The 14,032-nt window shown below is 68.9% G+C and carries 11 protein-coding genes; 8 read left to right on the top strand and 3 right to left on the bottom strand.

The window, feature by feature from the left end; translation table 11 throughout:
- Position 1: 1 nt before the first annotated feature.
- Genes LPH33_RS15940 through LPH33_RS15930 form a run of 3 tightly spaced genes read left to right on the top strand, consistent with a single transcriptional unit; the run spans position 2 to position 3,811 of the window.
- Positions 2–1,030 carry a 6-phosphofructokinase gene (locus LPH33_RS15940; RefSeq protein ID WP_019288390.1) on the top strand — a complete coding sequence of 343 codons (1,029 nt, stop codon included), beginning with the start codon at positions 2–4 and terminating at the stop codon, positions 1,028–1,030.
- Positions 1,031–1,072: 42 nt separating this feature from the next.
- Positions 1,073–2,581, top strand: a complete 1,509-nt coding sequence (gatB, locus tag LPH33_RS15935; protein ID WP_088897180.1) for an Asp-tRNA(Asn)/Glu-tRNA(Gln) amidotransferase subunit GatB — start codon at positions 1,073–1,075, stop codon at positions 2,579–2,581.
- Between the two features lie 24 nt (positions 2,582–2,605).
- On the top strand, positions 2,606–3,811 hold the full coding sequence (locus tag LPH33_RS15930) for a cation:proton antiporter (protein ID WP_016691192.1): 1,206 nt from the start codon (positions 2,606–2,608) through the stop codon (positions 3,809–3,811).
- On the opposite strand, the gene LPH33_RS15925 is transcribed toward LPH33_RS15930, so the two are convergent.
- Positions 3,812–4,957, bottom strand: coding sequence for a PQQ-dependent sugar dehydrogenase (locus LPH33_RS15925; RefSeq protein ID WP_088897181.1), 1,146 nt, complete (start codon positions 4,955–4,957; stop codon positions 3,812–3,814).
- Between the two features lie 77 nt (positions 4,958–5,034).
- On the opposite strand from LPH33_RS15925, the gene LPH33_RS15920 reads away from it, so the two are divergent.
- The gene (locus LPH33_RS15920; protein WP_016691194.1) at positions 5,035–5,793 is read left to right on the top strand and encodes a DoxX family protein; all 759 of its coding nucleotides are present in this window, start codon (positions 5,035–5,037) and stop codon (positions 5,791–5,793) included.
- Between the two features lie 79 nt (positions 5,794–5,872).
- On the opposite strand, the gene ilvD is transcribed toward LPH33_RS15920, so the two are convergent.
- Positions 5,873–7,714, bottom strand: a complete 1,842-nt coding sequence (gene ilvD / locus LPH33_RS15915; protein ID WP_016691195.1) for a dihydroxy-acid dehydratase — start codon at positions 7,712–7,714, stop codon at positions 5,873–5,875.
- A 140-nt stretch (positions 7,715–7,854) separates the two neighbouring features.
- On the bottom strand, positions 7,855–8,376 hold the full coding sequence (locus LPH33_RS15910) for a PH domain-containing protein (RefSeq protein WP_088897182.1): 522 nt from the start codon (positions 8,374–8,376) through the stop codon (positions 7,855–7,857).
- Positions 8,377–8,642: 266 nt separating this feature from the next.
- Here LPH33_RS15910 and LPH33_RS15905 point away from each other — a divergent pair, with 266 nt between their 5' ends.
- The 4 genes from LPH33_RS15905 (at position 8,643) to LPH33_RS15890 (ending at position 14,027) form a co-directional block, all read left to right on the top strand.
- Positions 8,643–10,583 (top strand): acetolactate synthase large subunit, encoded by a 1,941-nt coding sequence (locus LPH33_RS15905; RefSeq protein WP_026060943.1) that lies wholly within the window; start codon positions 8,643–8,645, stop codon positions 10,581–10,583.
- Complete coding sequence (gene ilvN, locus LPH33_RS15900) at positions 10,580–11,083, top strand: acetolactate synthase small subunit (RefSeq protein WP_006554535.1); 504 nt, start codon at positions 10,580–10,582, stop codon at positions 11,081–11,083. The genes LPH33_RS15905 and ilvN overlap by 4 nt, the downstream gene beginning before the upstream one ends.
- A 50-nt stretch (positions 11,084–11,133) precedes the next feature.
- Entirely contained in the window at positions 11,134–12,135 is a 1,002-nt protein-coding gene (ilvC, locus tag LPH33_RS15895; protein ID WP_016691198.1) for a ketol-acid reductoisomerase, read from the top strand.
- A gap of 119 nt (positions 12,136–12,254) precedes the next feature.
- Positions 12,255–14,027 carry a SulP family inorganic anion transporter gene (locus LPH33_RS15890; RefSeq protein WP_088897184.1) on the top strand — a complete coding sequence of 591 codons (1,773 nt, stop codon included), beginning with the start codon at positions 12,255–12,257 and terminating at the stop codon, positions 14,025–14,027.
- Positions 14,028–14,032: the final 5 nt, after the last annotated feature.

Genomic DNA, 14,032 nt, shown 5'->3' with positions numbered 1-14,032 from the left:
GATGACGAGGATCGGAATTCTCACCAGTGGCGGGGACTGCCCCGGTCTCAACGCGGTCATCCGCGGTGCGGTGCTCAAGGGGACCGAGGTCCACGGACAGGAGTTCGTCGGATTCCTCGACGGCTGGCGCGGTCTCGTCGAGGGCGATGTGATCCCGTTGGACCGCAGCCGTGTTCGCGGTCTCGCCCAACAGGGTGGCACGATCCTCGGTACGAGCCGGTTCGGTCCGTACCAGGGACCCGACGGTGGGGCGCAGAACATCCAGAAGACCCTCGACCGCCTCGGGATCGACGCCGTGATCGCCATCGGGGGCGAGGGCACCGCTGCCGCCTCGAAGCGACTGTTCGGTGAAGGGATCCGCATCGTCGGTGTGCCGAAGACGATCGACAACGACCTCAGCCACACCGACTACACCTTCGGTTTCGACACGGCCGTCGAGATCGCGACGGTGGCGATCGACCGCCTCCGGACCACCGGCAACTCCCACAAACGCTGCATGGTGCTCGAGGTCATGGGCCGGCACGCCGGATGGATCGCGCTGCACGCCGGTACCGCCGGCGGCGCACACGCCATCCTCATCCCCGAGCACCCCGAGAGCCTCGAACAGATCTGCGAGTGGGTGACGAGTGTCCGCAACCGCGGACGTTCGCCGATGGTCGTCGTCGCGGAGGGCTTCACGCTCCCCGAGATGGAGGAGGCGTACTCCACCAAGGGACTCGATGGATTCGACCGGCCGCGCCTCGGCGGGATCGCGGAGGTGCTCGCGCCGCTCATCGAGAAGCACACCGGTGTCGAGGCCCGCGCGACGGTGCTCGGCCACATCCAACGGGGCGGTGTCCCCACGGCATTCGACCGGGTACTCGCCACGCGACTGGGTATGGCGGTGACCGATCTCGTCGCCGAGGAGGACTGGGGGCACATGGTCGCGCTGCACGGTACCGACATCGCCCGGGTCGATTTCGACGAGCTCGCCGAACCGAAGTACGTGCCCGACGAGCGCTATCAGGAGATGCGGATCCTGTTCGGGTGAGGCCGCGCGGCGGCACTGTCGGCGCCGTCTAAAATCGACACCATGACTGCCTCCGTGTCCGCTGACCTGCTCGCCTACGACGACGTGCTCGCGAAGTTCGAGCCCGTGATGGGCATGGAGGTGCACGTCGAGCTGCACACCGCCACCAAGATGTTCTGCGGCTGCCCGACGGCTTTCGGCGCCGAGCCCAACACGCAGGTGTGCCCGGTCTGCCTCGGTCTGCCGGGGGCACTGCCCGTCGTCAACCAGGCCGCGGTCGAGTCCGCGATCCGCATCGGCCTCGCGCTGAACTGCTCGATCACCCCGTGGGGTCGCTTCGCGCGGAAGAACTACTTCTACCCCGATCAGCCGAAGAACTACCAGATCTCGCAGTACGACGAGCCGATCGCCACCGACGGATATCTCGACGTCGTGCTCGACGACGGCACCACCTGGCGGGTCGACATCGAGCGCGCGCACATGGAGGAGGACACCGGCAAGTCGCTGCACGTCGGTGGCGCCACCGGTCGCATCCACGGTGCGAGCCACTCGCTGCTCGACTACAACCGTGCCGGGGTTCCACTCGTCGAGATCGTCACCAAGCCGATCGTCGGTGCCGGCGAGCGTGCCCCCGAGGTCGCCCGCGCCTACGTCACCGCCCTGCGCGACCTGCTCAAGGCCCTCGACGTCTCCGACGTCCGCATGGACCAGGGCTCGATGCGGTGCGACGCGAACATCTCGCTGATGCCCATCGGCGCGAAGGAGTTCGGTACCCGCACCGAGACGAAGAACGTCAACTCCCTCAAGTCCGTCGAGGTCGCGGTCCGCTACGAGATGCGGCGCCAGGCTGCCGTGCTGGTCTCCGGTGGTGAGGTGATCCAGGAGACCCGGCACTTCCAGGAGGCCGACGGCACCACCTCGCCCGGTCGCCGCAAGGAAACCGCCGAGGACTACCGGTACTTCCCGGAGCCCGACCTCGAGCCGATCGCGCCCGACGCCGCCTGGGTCGAGGAGCTGCGCGCGACGCTGCCCGAGCTGCCGTGGCTGCGTCGCGCCCGCATCCAGGCCGACTGGGGTGTCTCCGACGAGGAGATGCGCGACCTCGTCAACGCCGGTGCGCTCGATCTCGTCATCGCGACCACCGAGGCCGGCGCTCCCGCCTCGGAGGCCCGCTCGTGGTGGGTCGCCTACCTGGCCCAGCAGGCCAACACCCGCGGTGTCGAACTCGTCGAACTGCCCATCACACCCGAGCAGGTCGCTCGCGTCATCGCGCTGGTGGCCGACGGCAAGCTGACGAACAAGCTGGCCCGTCAGGTCGTCGACGGTGTGCTCGCCGGTGAGGGCGAGCCCGACGAAGTGGTCGCCGCGCGTGGTCTCGAGGTCGTGCGCGACGATTCGGCGCTGCAGGCCGCGGTCGACGCCGCTCTGGCCGCCAACCCCGACATCGCCGACAAGATCCGCTCCGGCAAGGTCCAGGCGGCCGGCAAGATCGTCGGCGACGTCATGAAGGCCACTCGCGGACAGGCCGATCCGGCGCGCGTGAAGGAACTCGTCATCGCCGCGTGCAGTTGATCTTGCGCGGCTAGAGTAGCGGCGATGGACGCTGCTGTAGCCACCTCGCTGTTCTGGATCGCCGTCGCGGCGGTGCTGGCACCGCTGATCGCCGGCGCCGTTCCGCGACGGCTGGTCCCCGAGGTCGTGCTGCTGCTGGTGGCCGGTGTCCTCATCGGCCCCTACGCGCTCGACCTCGCGGAGACGGGCAGCGAGATCGGCATCCTGCGCGAACTCGGCCTGGGGATGCTCTTCCTGCTCGCCGGATACGAGATCGACCCGGCCGAGTTGCGCGGGCGGGGTGGGCGCCGCGCGATGCTCACCTGGTGCGTGTGCATGCTGCTGGCGCTCGGCACCGTCGCCGCGCTCGGAGCTGCAGGTCAGGTGCACGCCGAGATCGCCGTGGCGATCGCCCTGACGTCCACCGCGCTGGGGACGCTCCTGCCGATCCTTGCCGACCGCGGGCTCGTCGCGACCCCACTCGGACGCTCGGTGCTCAACCACGGTGCGTTCGGCGAGCTGTTGCCCGTCGTGGCCATGGCGACCCTGCTCGGTGCACGCGGCGCACTCGGCTCGCTGATCGTCCTGCTGGCGTTCGCGGTCGTGGCCGTCGTCGTCGCCGTGCTGCCGACCTGGATCCTGCGGGAAGGTTCACGGTTCACCCAGTTCGTCCGGCTCGGCTCCGACACCACCGCCCAGGTGCCGGTGCGACTGACGATGCTGTTGCTCGTCGGACTCATCGCCGTCGCCGCCGTCTTCGACCTCGACATCATCCTCGGTGCCTTCGCGGCCGGCTTCATCCTGCGTCGCACGATCCCGGCGGGCGACGAGCGGCTCGAGAAGAAGCTCGACGGTCTCGGATACGGCTTCCTCATCCCGATCTTCTTCGTCACCTCGGGCATGGCGATCGACGTCGGTGCCGTCGTGAGCGCACCGGGGATCCTGCTGGCATTCCTCGGACTGCTCGTCCTGGTACGGGGTGTGCCGGTGTTCGTCGCGTCGCGCCTCGAACGCGACGAGACAGGGAACCGGATGTTCGGAACCTCCGAACAGGTGCAGATCGCCCTGTACTCGACGACGGGTCTGCCCCTGATCGTCGCGGTCACGGGCGTCGCGGTGAGTGCCGATCAGATGACGAACGCGAGCGCGTCGATCCTCGTGGCGGCGGGTGCCGTCACCGTCCTCGTGCTCCCGATGCTCGCGGGACTGCTCCACCGCACCGAACCGGCGGAGACGCCGGAGCGGGCGTGATCAGTCGAATCCGCCGCCACCGGCCGGGAACTGGATGCGGACGACGCGGTCGTCGTTCGGTCCCGGTTCGGAACCGGACTTGTTGACCGTCGAGACCCACAGCAGTCCGTCGGGCGACGAAGCGGCGCCGCGCAGCATGCCGTAGCGGTCCTCCGCCGCGAGGACGGGCGACGCCGTGACCGCTCCGGTGCCCGGGTCGGTGGCGACGACCGCGACGGCCTTCGCGTCAGTGAGCGAGATCGCGATCCCGTCGGGAGCTGCTGCGCACCCGGCGACACCGGGCCGCTCGGGCCACGTCCAGGCCGGGCCGGTGCCGGTCGAGCCGTCGACCCCGACCCGCTGGAGCCGGTCCTCGAGGGGAGTGCGGTCGGTGACCCACAGATTGCCGTTCGGATCGCGGCACACATCGCCTGCGGTGCCGATGCCCGACAGCATCACCGAGGGAGCGGGTGCCGCGCCGGGTGCCGGGAGCGGCAGGTTCAGGAGCTTGCCGGACAGGGCGTTCGGATCGTTTGCGGCCGCTGCGTTTCCGGCGTCGCCGGTCAGGACGGCGAGTTCGGTGGGCGAAACGAACTCGATGGCGCCGGAATTGCCCGTCGCGCCGCGGGGGATCCCCGTCAGCACATCCTTGGGCGTGTCACCCGCGGCGATGCGGACGACGCGGTTGTCGGAAGCCGTGGTGATGTAGGCGTAGAGCAGCCGATCCTCGGCGAAGGTGGGGGAGAGCGCCACATCGAGCAGCCCACCGTCCCCGGAACCGTCGACGGGGATGGTCGCGATCTCCACCGGTTCGGTCTCCGGCGCGACCTGCAGTATCCGACCCGTCCGACGCTCGGTGACGAGCGCGGAGTTGCCGTCGGGCATCGTCACCAGGCCGCCGGTGACGTCGAGGCAGGTCGCGATCACGGACGGATCCGGATCGACACACGGCCCCGGTGGCTTGGGGGAGGCGCTCGGCGTCGTCGTCTCGGTGGGGTCCTGGGGGCCGACGCCCGGTCCCGGATCGAAGGTGGGTTCGGGGGTGAACGGGGTCGACGCGGAGTCGTCGAAGCGGGCGCAGGAGGGAACGGCGAGAACTCCGACGGCGAGCGCCGTCGCTGCCGCCCGTACGCCCCACGAACCGGTCCACCGCGCACCCCGTGTCATGCCGCAAACGTTACCGGCACGACGCGCGCACCCGCGGATGCCGGGTACGGGGGCGGTCCCGGGCCTAGGCTGGGGGCGTGGCCGACAACAAGAACGGTGGCATACCGGACGCGGGTTCGAATCCCTACGGCGACCAGCCCGACGAACGCACACTCGAGATGCGCCGACCACGTGAGTCGTATCTCGGATCCGACGACGACTTCAGCGCGAGCGGAACCCCCCTCGGCAGCGACGCCTACGCCGCTCCCACCGAGCAGATGTACCGGCCGGAACCGGTCTACGGTGCGGATGCGGGCGGCGCGGTGGCCGTCGGTGAGCAGACCCCGAAGGTGCGCCGCGGAACCCTCGACCTCGGTCTGTTCGTCCTGCGGGCGGCGGTCGGGGCGATCCTCGTCGCCCACGGACTGCAGAAACTGGTGGGCCTGTGGAACGGACCGGGTCTCGACGGTTTCGAGTCGTTGCTCCGCGATGCGGGATACCAGCAGCCCGCCGTGCTCGCGATCGTCGGCGCGGTCGGTGAGATCGCGGCCGGAGGACTGCTCGTCCTGGGTCTGCTCACCCCGTTCGCCGCTGCCGCGGTCGTCGCGATCATGGTCAACGCGGTGTTGTTCAAACACGAACTCGAACCGGGCGTCCAGTTCTTCGCAGCCGAATCGTCGGGCTTCGAGTTCGAGGCGCTCCTCGTCGCCTGCGCGGTGGCGATCACCCTCACCGGACCGGGACGCATCGCGATCGACGGGCGACGAGGCTGGGCGACACGTCCGTTCCTGGGCTCGTTCGTCGTGCTGCTGCTGGGTGTGGCGGCCGGCGTGTGCCTGTGGATCTTCGGACGCTGACATACGTAAGAACGGACAACGGGCGAGGGCCCCGCGATCGGGATGATCGCGGGGCCCTCGCTCTTGTTGTCGTGAGGTGTTACGGCAGGCGCCGCACGGCACCCTTGTCGGCGGAGGTCGCCAGAGCGGCGTAGGCGCGCAGTGCCTTCGAGACCGTGCGCTCACGGTCGACGGGCTGCCACGGACGCTCGGAGGCCTCCATCTTCGCGCGACGATCGGCGAGCACCTCGTCGTCGACGAGCACCTCGAGGGTGCGGGTCGCGACGTCGATGCGGATCCGGTCGCCCTGTTCGATCAGGCCGATCACACCACCGGACGCGGCCTCGGGGGAGACGTGCCCGATGGACAGACCGGACGTGCCGCCGGAGAAGCGGCCGTCGGTGATCAGGGCGCACACCTTGCCCAGGCCGATGCCCTTGAGGAAGGAGGTGGGGTGCAGCATCTCCTGCATGCCGGGGCCGCCGGCGGGGCCCTCGTAGCGGACGACGACGACGTCGCCGGCCTTGATCTTTTTGCCGAGGATGACCGAGACGGCCTCTTCCTGGGACTCGACGACATAGGCCGGGCCCTCGAAGTGGAACAGGTCCTCGTCGATACCGGCGGTCTTGAGGATCGCGCCGTCCGGTGCGAGATTGCCGCGCAGCACGCACAGGCCGCCCTCGACGGTGTAGGCGTGCTCGATGTCGCGGATGCAGCCGTTCGCGGCATCGGTGTCGAGCGACGACCAGCGGTTGTCGGTCGAGAACGGTTCGGTGGTGCGCACACCGCCCGGGGCGGCGTGGAACAGCTCGAGGGCCGTCTCGGACGCCTTGCCGGAACGGATGTCCCAGGTGTCGAGCCACTCGTCGAAGCTCTTCGTGTGGACCGTCGAGACGTCGGTCTCGAGCAGGCCACCGCGGCGCAGCTCGCCGAGGATCGCGGGGATGCCACCGGCGCGGTGCACGTCCTCCATGTGGTAGTCGGAGTTCGGGGAGACCTTCGCCAGGCAGGGCACCCGGCGGCTGATCTCGTCGATGGTGGTCAGGTCGAAGTCGACCTCACCCTCCTGTGCGGCCGCGAGGGTGTGCAGCACGGTGTTGGTGGAACCACCCATCGCGACGTCGAGCGCCATCGCGTTGCGGAAGGCGGCCGGGGTGGCGATGTTGCGCGGCAGCACCGACTCGTCGTCGTCGCGGTAGTAGCGCAGGGCCGCTTCGACGATGGTCGTGCCGGCGGTCTCGAACAGTGCGCGTCGCGCCTCGTGGGTGGCGAGGGTCGAACCGTTGCCGGGCAGCGCGAGACCGAGGGCCTCGGTGAGGCAGTTCATCGAGTTGGCGGTGAACATGCCCGAGCACGAACCGCAGGTCGGGCACGCGCTGCGCTCGACCTCGTCGAGACCCGCGTCGTCGACGGCCTCGCTGGCGGAGGCCGAGATGGCGGTGATGAGGTCGGTGGGCGCGTGGGCGACACCGTTGACGACGACGGCCTTGCCGGCCTCCATCGGACCGCCGGAGACGAAGATCGTCGGGATGTTCAGGCGCATCGCGGCATTGAGCATGCCGGGCGTGATCTTGTCGCAGTTCGAGATGCACACCAGCGCGTCGGCGGTGTGCGCGTTGACCATGTATTCGACGGAGTCGGCGATGATCTCGCGGCTCGGCAGCGAGTAGAGCATGCCGCCGTGGCCCATGGCGATGCCGTCGTCGACGGCGATGGTGTGGAACTCGCGCGCCACGCCGCCTGCTTCGCGCACGGCCTTCGCGACGATCTCACCGACGTCCTTGAGGTGGACGTGACCCGGTACGAACTGCGTGTAGGAGTTCGCGATCGCGACGATCGGCTTGCCGAAGTCGGAATCGGTCAGGCCGGTGGCGCGCCACAGGGAGCGCGCTCCCGCGGCGTTTCGTCCGACGGTGGTGGTGCGTGACCTCAACGGGGGCATGGGCTGACTTCCTTGACGGTGGCTGTGTGCGCAATCGGCCGGGCCGCGTCCGGTCGCCGGGCTGTGCGGATCCGGGCAACGGCACCGACGAATCTACTCGCGTGCTTCCGGATGCACCTATTCGCACCCGGTCGCGAGGATCAGGACGAGCGGTCGTCCTTCTTCTCGACGGTGATTGCGTCCTCGGTGGTTTCGGCGTCCGAACCGGCTTCGGCGGCCGCCTCCTCGCGGTGTGCCTTCTCCTCCGCGCGCTGTGCTGCCGCGTACGGATCGGGGATGCGGCCTCCGCTTGCTTCCGACAGTTGCGGCAGCCGGCCGAAGGTGACGACCGGCAGTGCGACCTCGCTGCCGTCGGTGAGCCGTGCGCGGGCCCAGCCCCGCTTCGGGAACCGGAGGCCGTCGAGCTGATCCCACTCGAGACTCGTGGTCTTGAAGGTCGCCCGCGCGACGATGCCCTCGGGGCCGACGACGGTGCGTACCCGCACGATCCAGGCGGCGACGAGGAACGGAATGATCAGCGTCCATGCGAAGGCCTCCGGCCACGCCAGCGCGGGGGAGGCGAGGGCGAGGAGGAGCAGAGCGCACGCGAGGAACGACAGTCGCGAGATCTGGATGACCTGCGTCGCCGAATCGGGCGTGTGGGATGATGGAATCGGTGGCACGGGCTGCTGGGAAGATGACACCTCTACATCTTCGCACTGCAGCCGCGGCATCTCACATTCTGGGACAGTGGACCGCACCAAGTTGACTGTCTGGACACCATGCGCCTACCGTCGAGCGCGTGAATCAGAATGGGTTGCTCGTAATCGGCCGGCGCGTCGTCGCCTGAGCCGCATTTCGCAACTCGCCCACGACGCGCCACCCTCGTACAGCAGACTTGCTGACGAGGGTTTTTTGTTGCCCGGAGCCAGAATCAGAGGAATTCGCAGTGAGCGCACCAACCGCACGGCCTCAACCCTCGCCGCGAAAGCCGGGGTCCGCCACCCCGACTCCCGCAGCTGCCGCAACGCAGCCCGCCAACCGACGCCAGGTCGCCCCCGAGCGGGTCACCGGCGCCCAGTCGGTGGTCCGCGCACTCGAGGAACTCGAGGTCGACACGGTATTCGGCATTCCAGGCGGCGCGATCCTGCCCGTCTACGACCCGCTCTTCGATTCGCGACGCGTGCGCCACGTGCTCGTCCGTCACGAGCAGGGCGCCGGGCACGCTGCCACCGGCTACGCCCAGGCCACCGGCAAGGTCGGCGTCTGCATGGCCACCTCGGGTCCGGGCGCGACGAACCTCGTCACCCCGCTCGCCGACGCGCAGATGGACTCCGTGCCCGTCGTCGCGATCACCGGCCAGGTCGGTCGCCCGCTCATCGGCACCGACGCCTTCCAGGAAGCCGACATCTCCGGCATCACGATGCCGATCACGAAGCACAACTTCCTGGTCACCGACGGCGCCGACATCCCGCGCATCCTGGCCGAGGCGTTCTACCTCGCCTCCTCGGGCCGCCCGGGCGCGGTCCTCGTCGACATCCCCAAGGACATCCTCCAGGCTCAGACCACCTTCAGCTGGCCGCCGGAGATGCACCTGCCCGGCTACCGCCCGGTGACGAAGCCGCACGGCAAGCAGGTCCGCGAGGCCGCGCGACTGATCGCCGACGCGAAGAACCCCGTCCTGTACGTCGGCGGCGGTGTCATCAAGGCCGAGGCGTCGGCCGAGCTGCTCGAGCTCGCCGAGCTGACCGGCATCCCGGTCGTCACGACGCTCATGGCCCGCGGCGCGTTCCCCGACAGCCACAACCTGCACTGCGGCATGCCCGGCATGCACGGCAACGTCGCCGCGGTGGCCGCCCTGCAGAAGAGCGACCTGCTCGTCACCCTCGGTGCCCGCTTCGACGACCGCGTCACCGGTCAGCTCGACTCCTTCGCGCCCGACGCCAAGGTCATCCACGCCGACATCGACCCGGCGGAGATCGGCAAGAACCGGCACGCCGACGTGCCGATCGTCGGTGACTGCAAAGAGGTCATCGTCGAGCTGCTCGAGGCCATCCGCGCCGACCTGGCGACCGGCACGAAGCTCGACTACTCGGCATGGTGGGCCTACCTCGACGACATCCGTCGCACCTACCCGCTGAGCTACGACCGTCCCACCGACGACACCCTGTCGCCGCAGTACGTCATCCAGGCCGTCGGCAAGCTCGCCGGTCCCGACGCGATCTACTGCGCGGGCGTCGGTCAGCACCAGATGTGGGCGGCGCAGTTCGTCGACTACGAGAAGCCCCGCACGTGGCTCAACTCGGGTGGTCTCGGCACCATGGGCTACGCGGTGCCCGCGGCTCTGGGCGCCAAGATGGGTTGCCCCGACACCGAGGTGTGGGCCATCGACGGCGACGGCTGCTTCCAGATGACCAACCAGGAACTCGCGACGTGTGCCGTCGAGGGTGTGCCGATCAAGGTCGCGCTCATCAACAACGGCAATCTCGGCATGGTCCGGCAGTGGCAGACCCTCTTCTACGAGGAGCGGTACTCGAACACCGACCTGGCGACGCACTCGCTGCGCATCCCCGACTTCGTCAAGCTCGCCGAGGCCCTCGGCTGCGTGGGCATCCGCGTCGAGCGCGAGGAGGACGTCGAGCCGGCGATCCGCCGGGCGCAGGAGATCAACGACCGTCCCGTGGTGATCGACTTCATCGTCGGCAAGGACGCGCAGGTATGGCCGATGGTCGCCGCCGGCACGAGCAACGACGAGATCATGGCGGCCCGCGACATCCGGCCGCTGTTCGACGACGACGCCGCTGCCGACGACCCCGCCGTCATCCACGAGACCATCGACGCGCTCGAAGCCCGCAGCGAGAACGCCGCGGCCGAGGAGGAGACCAAGTGAGCACGAGCCACACCCTCAGTGTTCTCGTCGAGGACAAGCCGGGCGTGCTCGCCCGGGTCGCATCGCTGTTCTCGCGACGCGGCTTCAACATCGAATCCCTTGCCGTCGGTGGCACCGAGGTGCCCGACATCTCGCGGATGACGATCGTGGTGACCGTCGACGAGTTCCCGCTCGAGCAGGTCACCAAGCAGCTCAACAAGCTCGTCAACGTCATCAAGATCGTCGAGCAGGAGGACGAGGCGTCCGTCGCCCGCGAACTCGTGCTCATCAAGGTGCGTGCCGACGCAAGCGTGCGCACCCAGGTCATCGAGACGGTGAATCTGTTCCGCGCCAAGGTGATCGACGTCTCGCCCGAGTCGCTGACCATCGAGGCGACCGGTACGCGGTCCAAGCTCGACGCGCTGCTGCGCATGCTCGAACCGTACGGAATCCGCGAGATCGTCCAGTCCGGTGTCGTCGCCGTCGGACGCGGTCCGAAGTCCATCACGGCTACCCGTTAGCCTTAACACACCCATACTTGCTGAAAGAGGTAATCACTGTGGCAGTCGAGATGTTCTACGACGACGATGCCGACCTGTCGATCATCCAGGGTCGTAAGGTCGCCGTCATCGGCTACGGCAGTCAGGGACACGCGCACTCGCTGAGCCTGCGCGACTCGGGCGTCGACGTTCGCATCGGTCTGAAGGAGGGCTCGAAGTCGCGGGCCAAGGCCGAGGAAGCCGGTCTCACCGTCGGCACCCCCGCCGAGGTCTCCGAGTGGGCCGACGTCATCATGGTCCTCGCTCCCGATACCGCCCAGGCGTCGATCTTCACCAACGACATCGAGCCCAACCTGAAGGACGGCGACGCGCTGTTCTTCGGCCACGGCCTCAACATCCACTTCGGTCTCATCACGGCTCCCGAGAACGTGACCGTCGCGATGGTCGCCCCCAAGGGCCCCGGCCACCTCGTGCGTCGTCAGTTCGTCGACGGCAAGGGCGTTCCCGCACTCATCGCCGTCCACCAGGATCCCAAGGGTGAGGGCCAGGCGCTCGCGCTGTCCTACGCCAAGGGCATCGGCGGCACCCGCGCCGGCGTCATCAAGACCACCTTCAAGGAAGAGACCGAGACCGACCTCTTCGGCGAGCAGGCCGTGCTCTGTGGTGGCACCGAGGAACTCGTCAAGACCGGCTTCGACGTCATGGTCGAGGCGGGCTACGCCCCCGAGATGGCCTACTTCGAGGTTCTCCACGAGCTCAAGCTCATCGTCGACCTCATGTACGAGGGTGGCATCGCCCGCATGAACTACTCGGTGTCCGACACCGCGGAGTTCGGCGGCTACCTCTCCGGCCCGCGCGTCATCGACGCCGGCACCAAGGAGCGCATGAAGGAGATCCTGAAGGACATCCAGGACGGCACCTTCGTCAAGCGTCTCGTCGCCAACGTCGAGGGCGGCAACAAGGAGCTCGAGGGTCTGCGCAAGCAGAACGCCGAGCACGGCATCGAGGTCGTCGGCAAGCAGCTGCGCGACCTGATGAGCTGGGTCGATCGCCCCATCACCGAGACGGCCTGATAATCACCTGATCCGGTCACGGCGGCCCGGTACCCCTACGGGGGTGCCGGGCCGCCGTCGTCGGTGCGGCGTGAGCGATGTCGCATCCACGAGCCGAGGCCGCGGAGGATACTTGGCTGATGTGGCCACTCGCCGCGTTCGGGCGGCTCCCGGGTGTCGCCACCGCCCGGTCCTACCGGCGGGGGTGGCTGCGGAGCGACGTCACGGCGGGCCTCGCGCTCAGTGCACTGCTCGTCCCCACCGGCATGGGATACGCCCAGGCCGCGGGACTGCCGCCCTACACCGGTCTCTACGCGACCGTCGTGCCGATGCTCGTGTACGCGGTGGTCGGTCCGTCCCGGATCCTCGTGCTCGGACCGGATTCCGCGCTCGCCCCGCTCATCGCGGCCGCGGTGATCCCGCTCGCCGCCGACGGTGATCCGCAGCGCGCGGTCGCCCTCGCCGGTGTGCTCGCGCTCCTCGTCGGAGCCATCCTTCTCGTCGGCGGAATACTCCGCCTCGGATTCCTGACCTATCTGCTCTCCACACCGATCCGGCTCGGTTTCCTCAACGCGATCGCGATCATCGTCATCGTCGGGCAGCTTCCGCTCCTGCTCGGCACGTCGGCCGACGAATCCGGTGTCGTCGCCGAGGTTCTCGACATCGTCGACGACGTCTTCGAGGACGGTGTCGAGCCGGCCGGATTCCTCGTCGGCGTCGGCACCCTCGCCCTCATCCTCGTGCTGCAGAAGGTCGTTCCCCGCATACCCGCGGTGCTCGTCGCGGTGATCGCCGCCTCCGCGGCGGTCGCGGTGTTCGGGCTCACCGAGCACGTGGAGATGGTGGGGGCGTTGCCCTCCGGGATCCCCGCACCCGTTCTCGGTGGGATCGAACGCGGAGACGTGATCGAACTGCTCGCACCCGCCGTCGCCGTCGCCGTCATCGCGTTCGCCGACACCGCGGTGCTGTCGCGCTCGTTCGCGCTGCGACGGGGCGAGGACGTGGACGGCAGCTCCGAGATGCGTGCCCTCGGTGTGGTGAACATCGCAGCCGGTGCCACGGGCGGATTCCCGATCTGCGGCAGCGGCAGTCGCACGCCCGTCCTCGAACAGGCCGGAGCGCGTACCCAGCTCGCGGGCGCCGTCGGAGCGGTGACGGTCGCGATCTTCCTGCTGGTGGCCCCGGGAGCGACGGCGTACCTGCCGCAGGCGGCGCTCGGTGCCGTCGTGATCGTCGCGGCGAGTGCCCTCGTCGACGTGAGGGCGCTCGGTCGCCTGTGGCGGGTCAACAAGATCGAATTCTGTTTGTCCTTCGCCGCATTCGTGGCGGTCGGCCTCGCGGGTGTGCTGAAGGGTGTGCTCGTCGCGATCGCGTTGTCGCTGGCCGCCGTCGTCGTACGCGCCTGGCAACCCCACCGGACCGAACTCGTCGAACTCGAGGACGTCGCCGGATATCACGACCGGGAACGGCATCCCGAGGGCCACCGGATCCCGGGTCTCGTGCTCGTGCGGTTCGACGCCCCGCTGTTCTTCGCGAACGGCGTGATCCTCACGAAGTTCGTCCGCGAACTCGTCCGCGAACGCGAGGACCGCATCGAGTGGGTGGTCCTCGCGGCCGAACCGATCACGGACCTCGACATCAGCGCCGTCGAGGAGATCGAACGTCTCGACGACTATCTCGCCCACCGGGGGATACGGCTCGCCTTCGCCGCGATGAAGGGTCCGGTCAAGGACAAGCTGCACCGGATGCAGACCGGGAATCGCTTCCGGGACGGTCGATTCCACCCGACCGTCCGCACCGCCGTGGTGGCCTTCCGGCACCGGAACCAGCCCGGCATCGAGCGCAGTGTGCTCGACGCACCCCCGCGGGACGTCGTCCCGCCCCCGCGGAAGGATGGGCCCGCACCACCGTGATCCCG

The sequence above is a fragment of the Rhodococcus sp. RDE2 genome (assembly GCF_020885655.1).
GTDB lineage: Bacteria > Actinomycetota > Actinomycetes > Mycobacteriales > Mycobacteriaceae > Rhodococcus > Rhodococcus pyridinivorans.
Note: the sequence above shows the minus strand (reverse complement) of the source record. Positions and strands in the feature narration are given on the sequence as shown.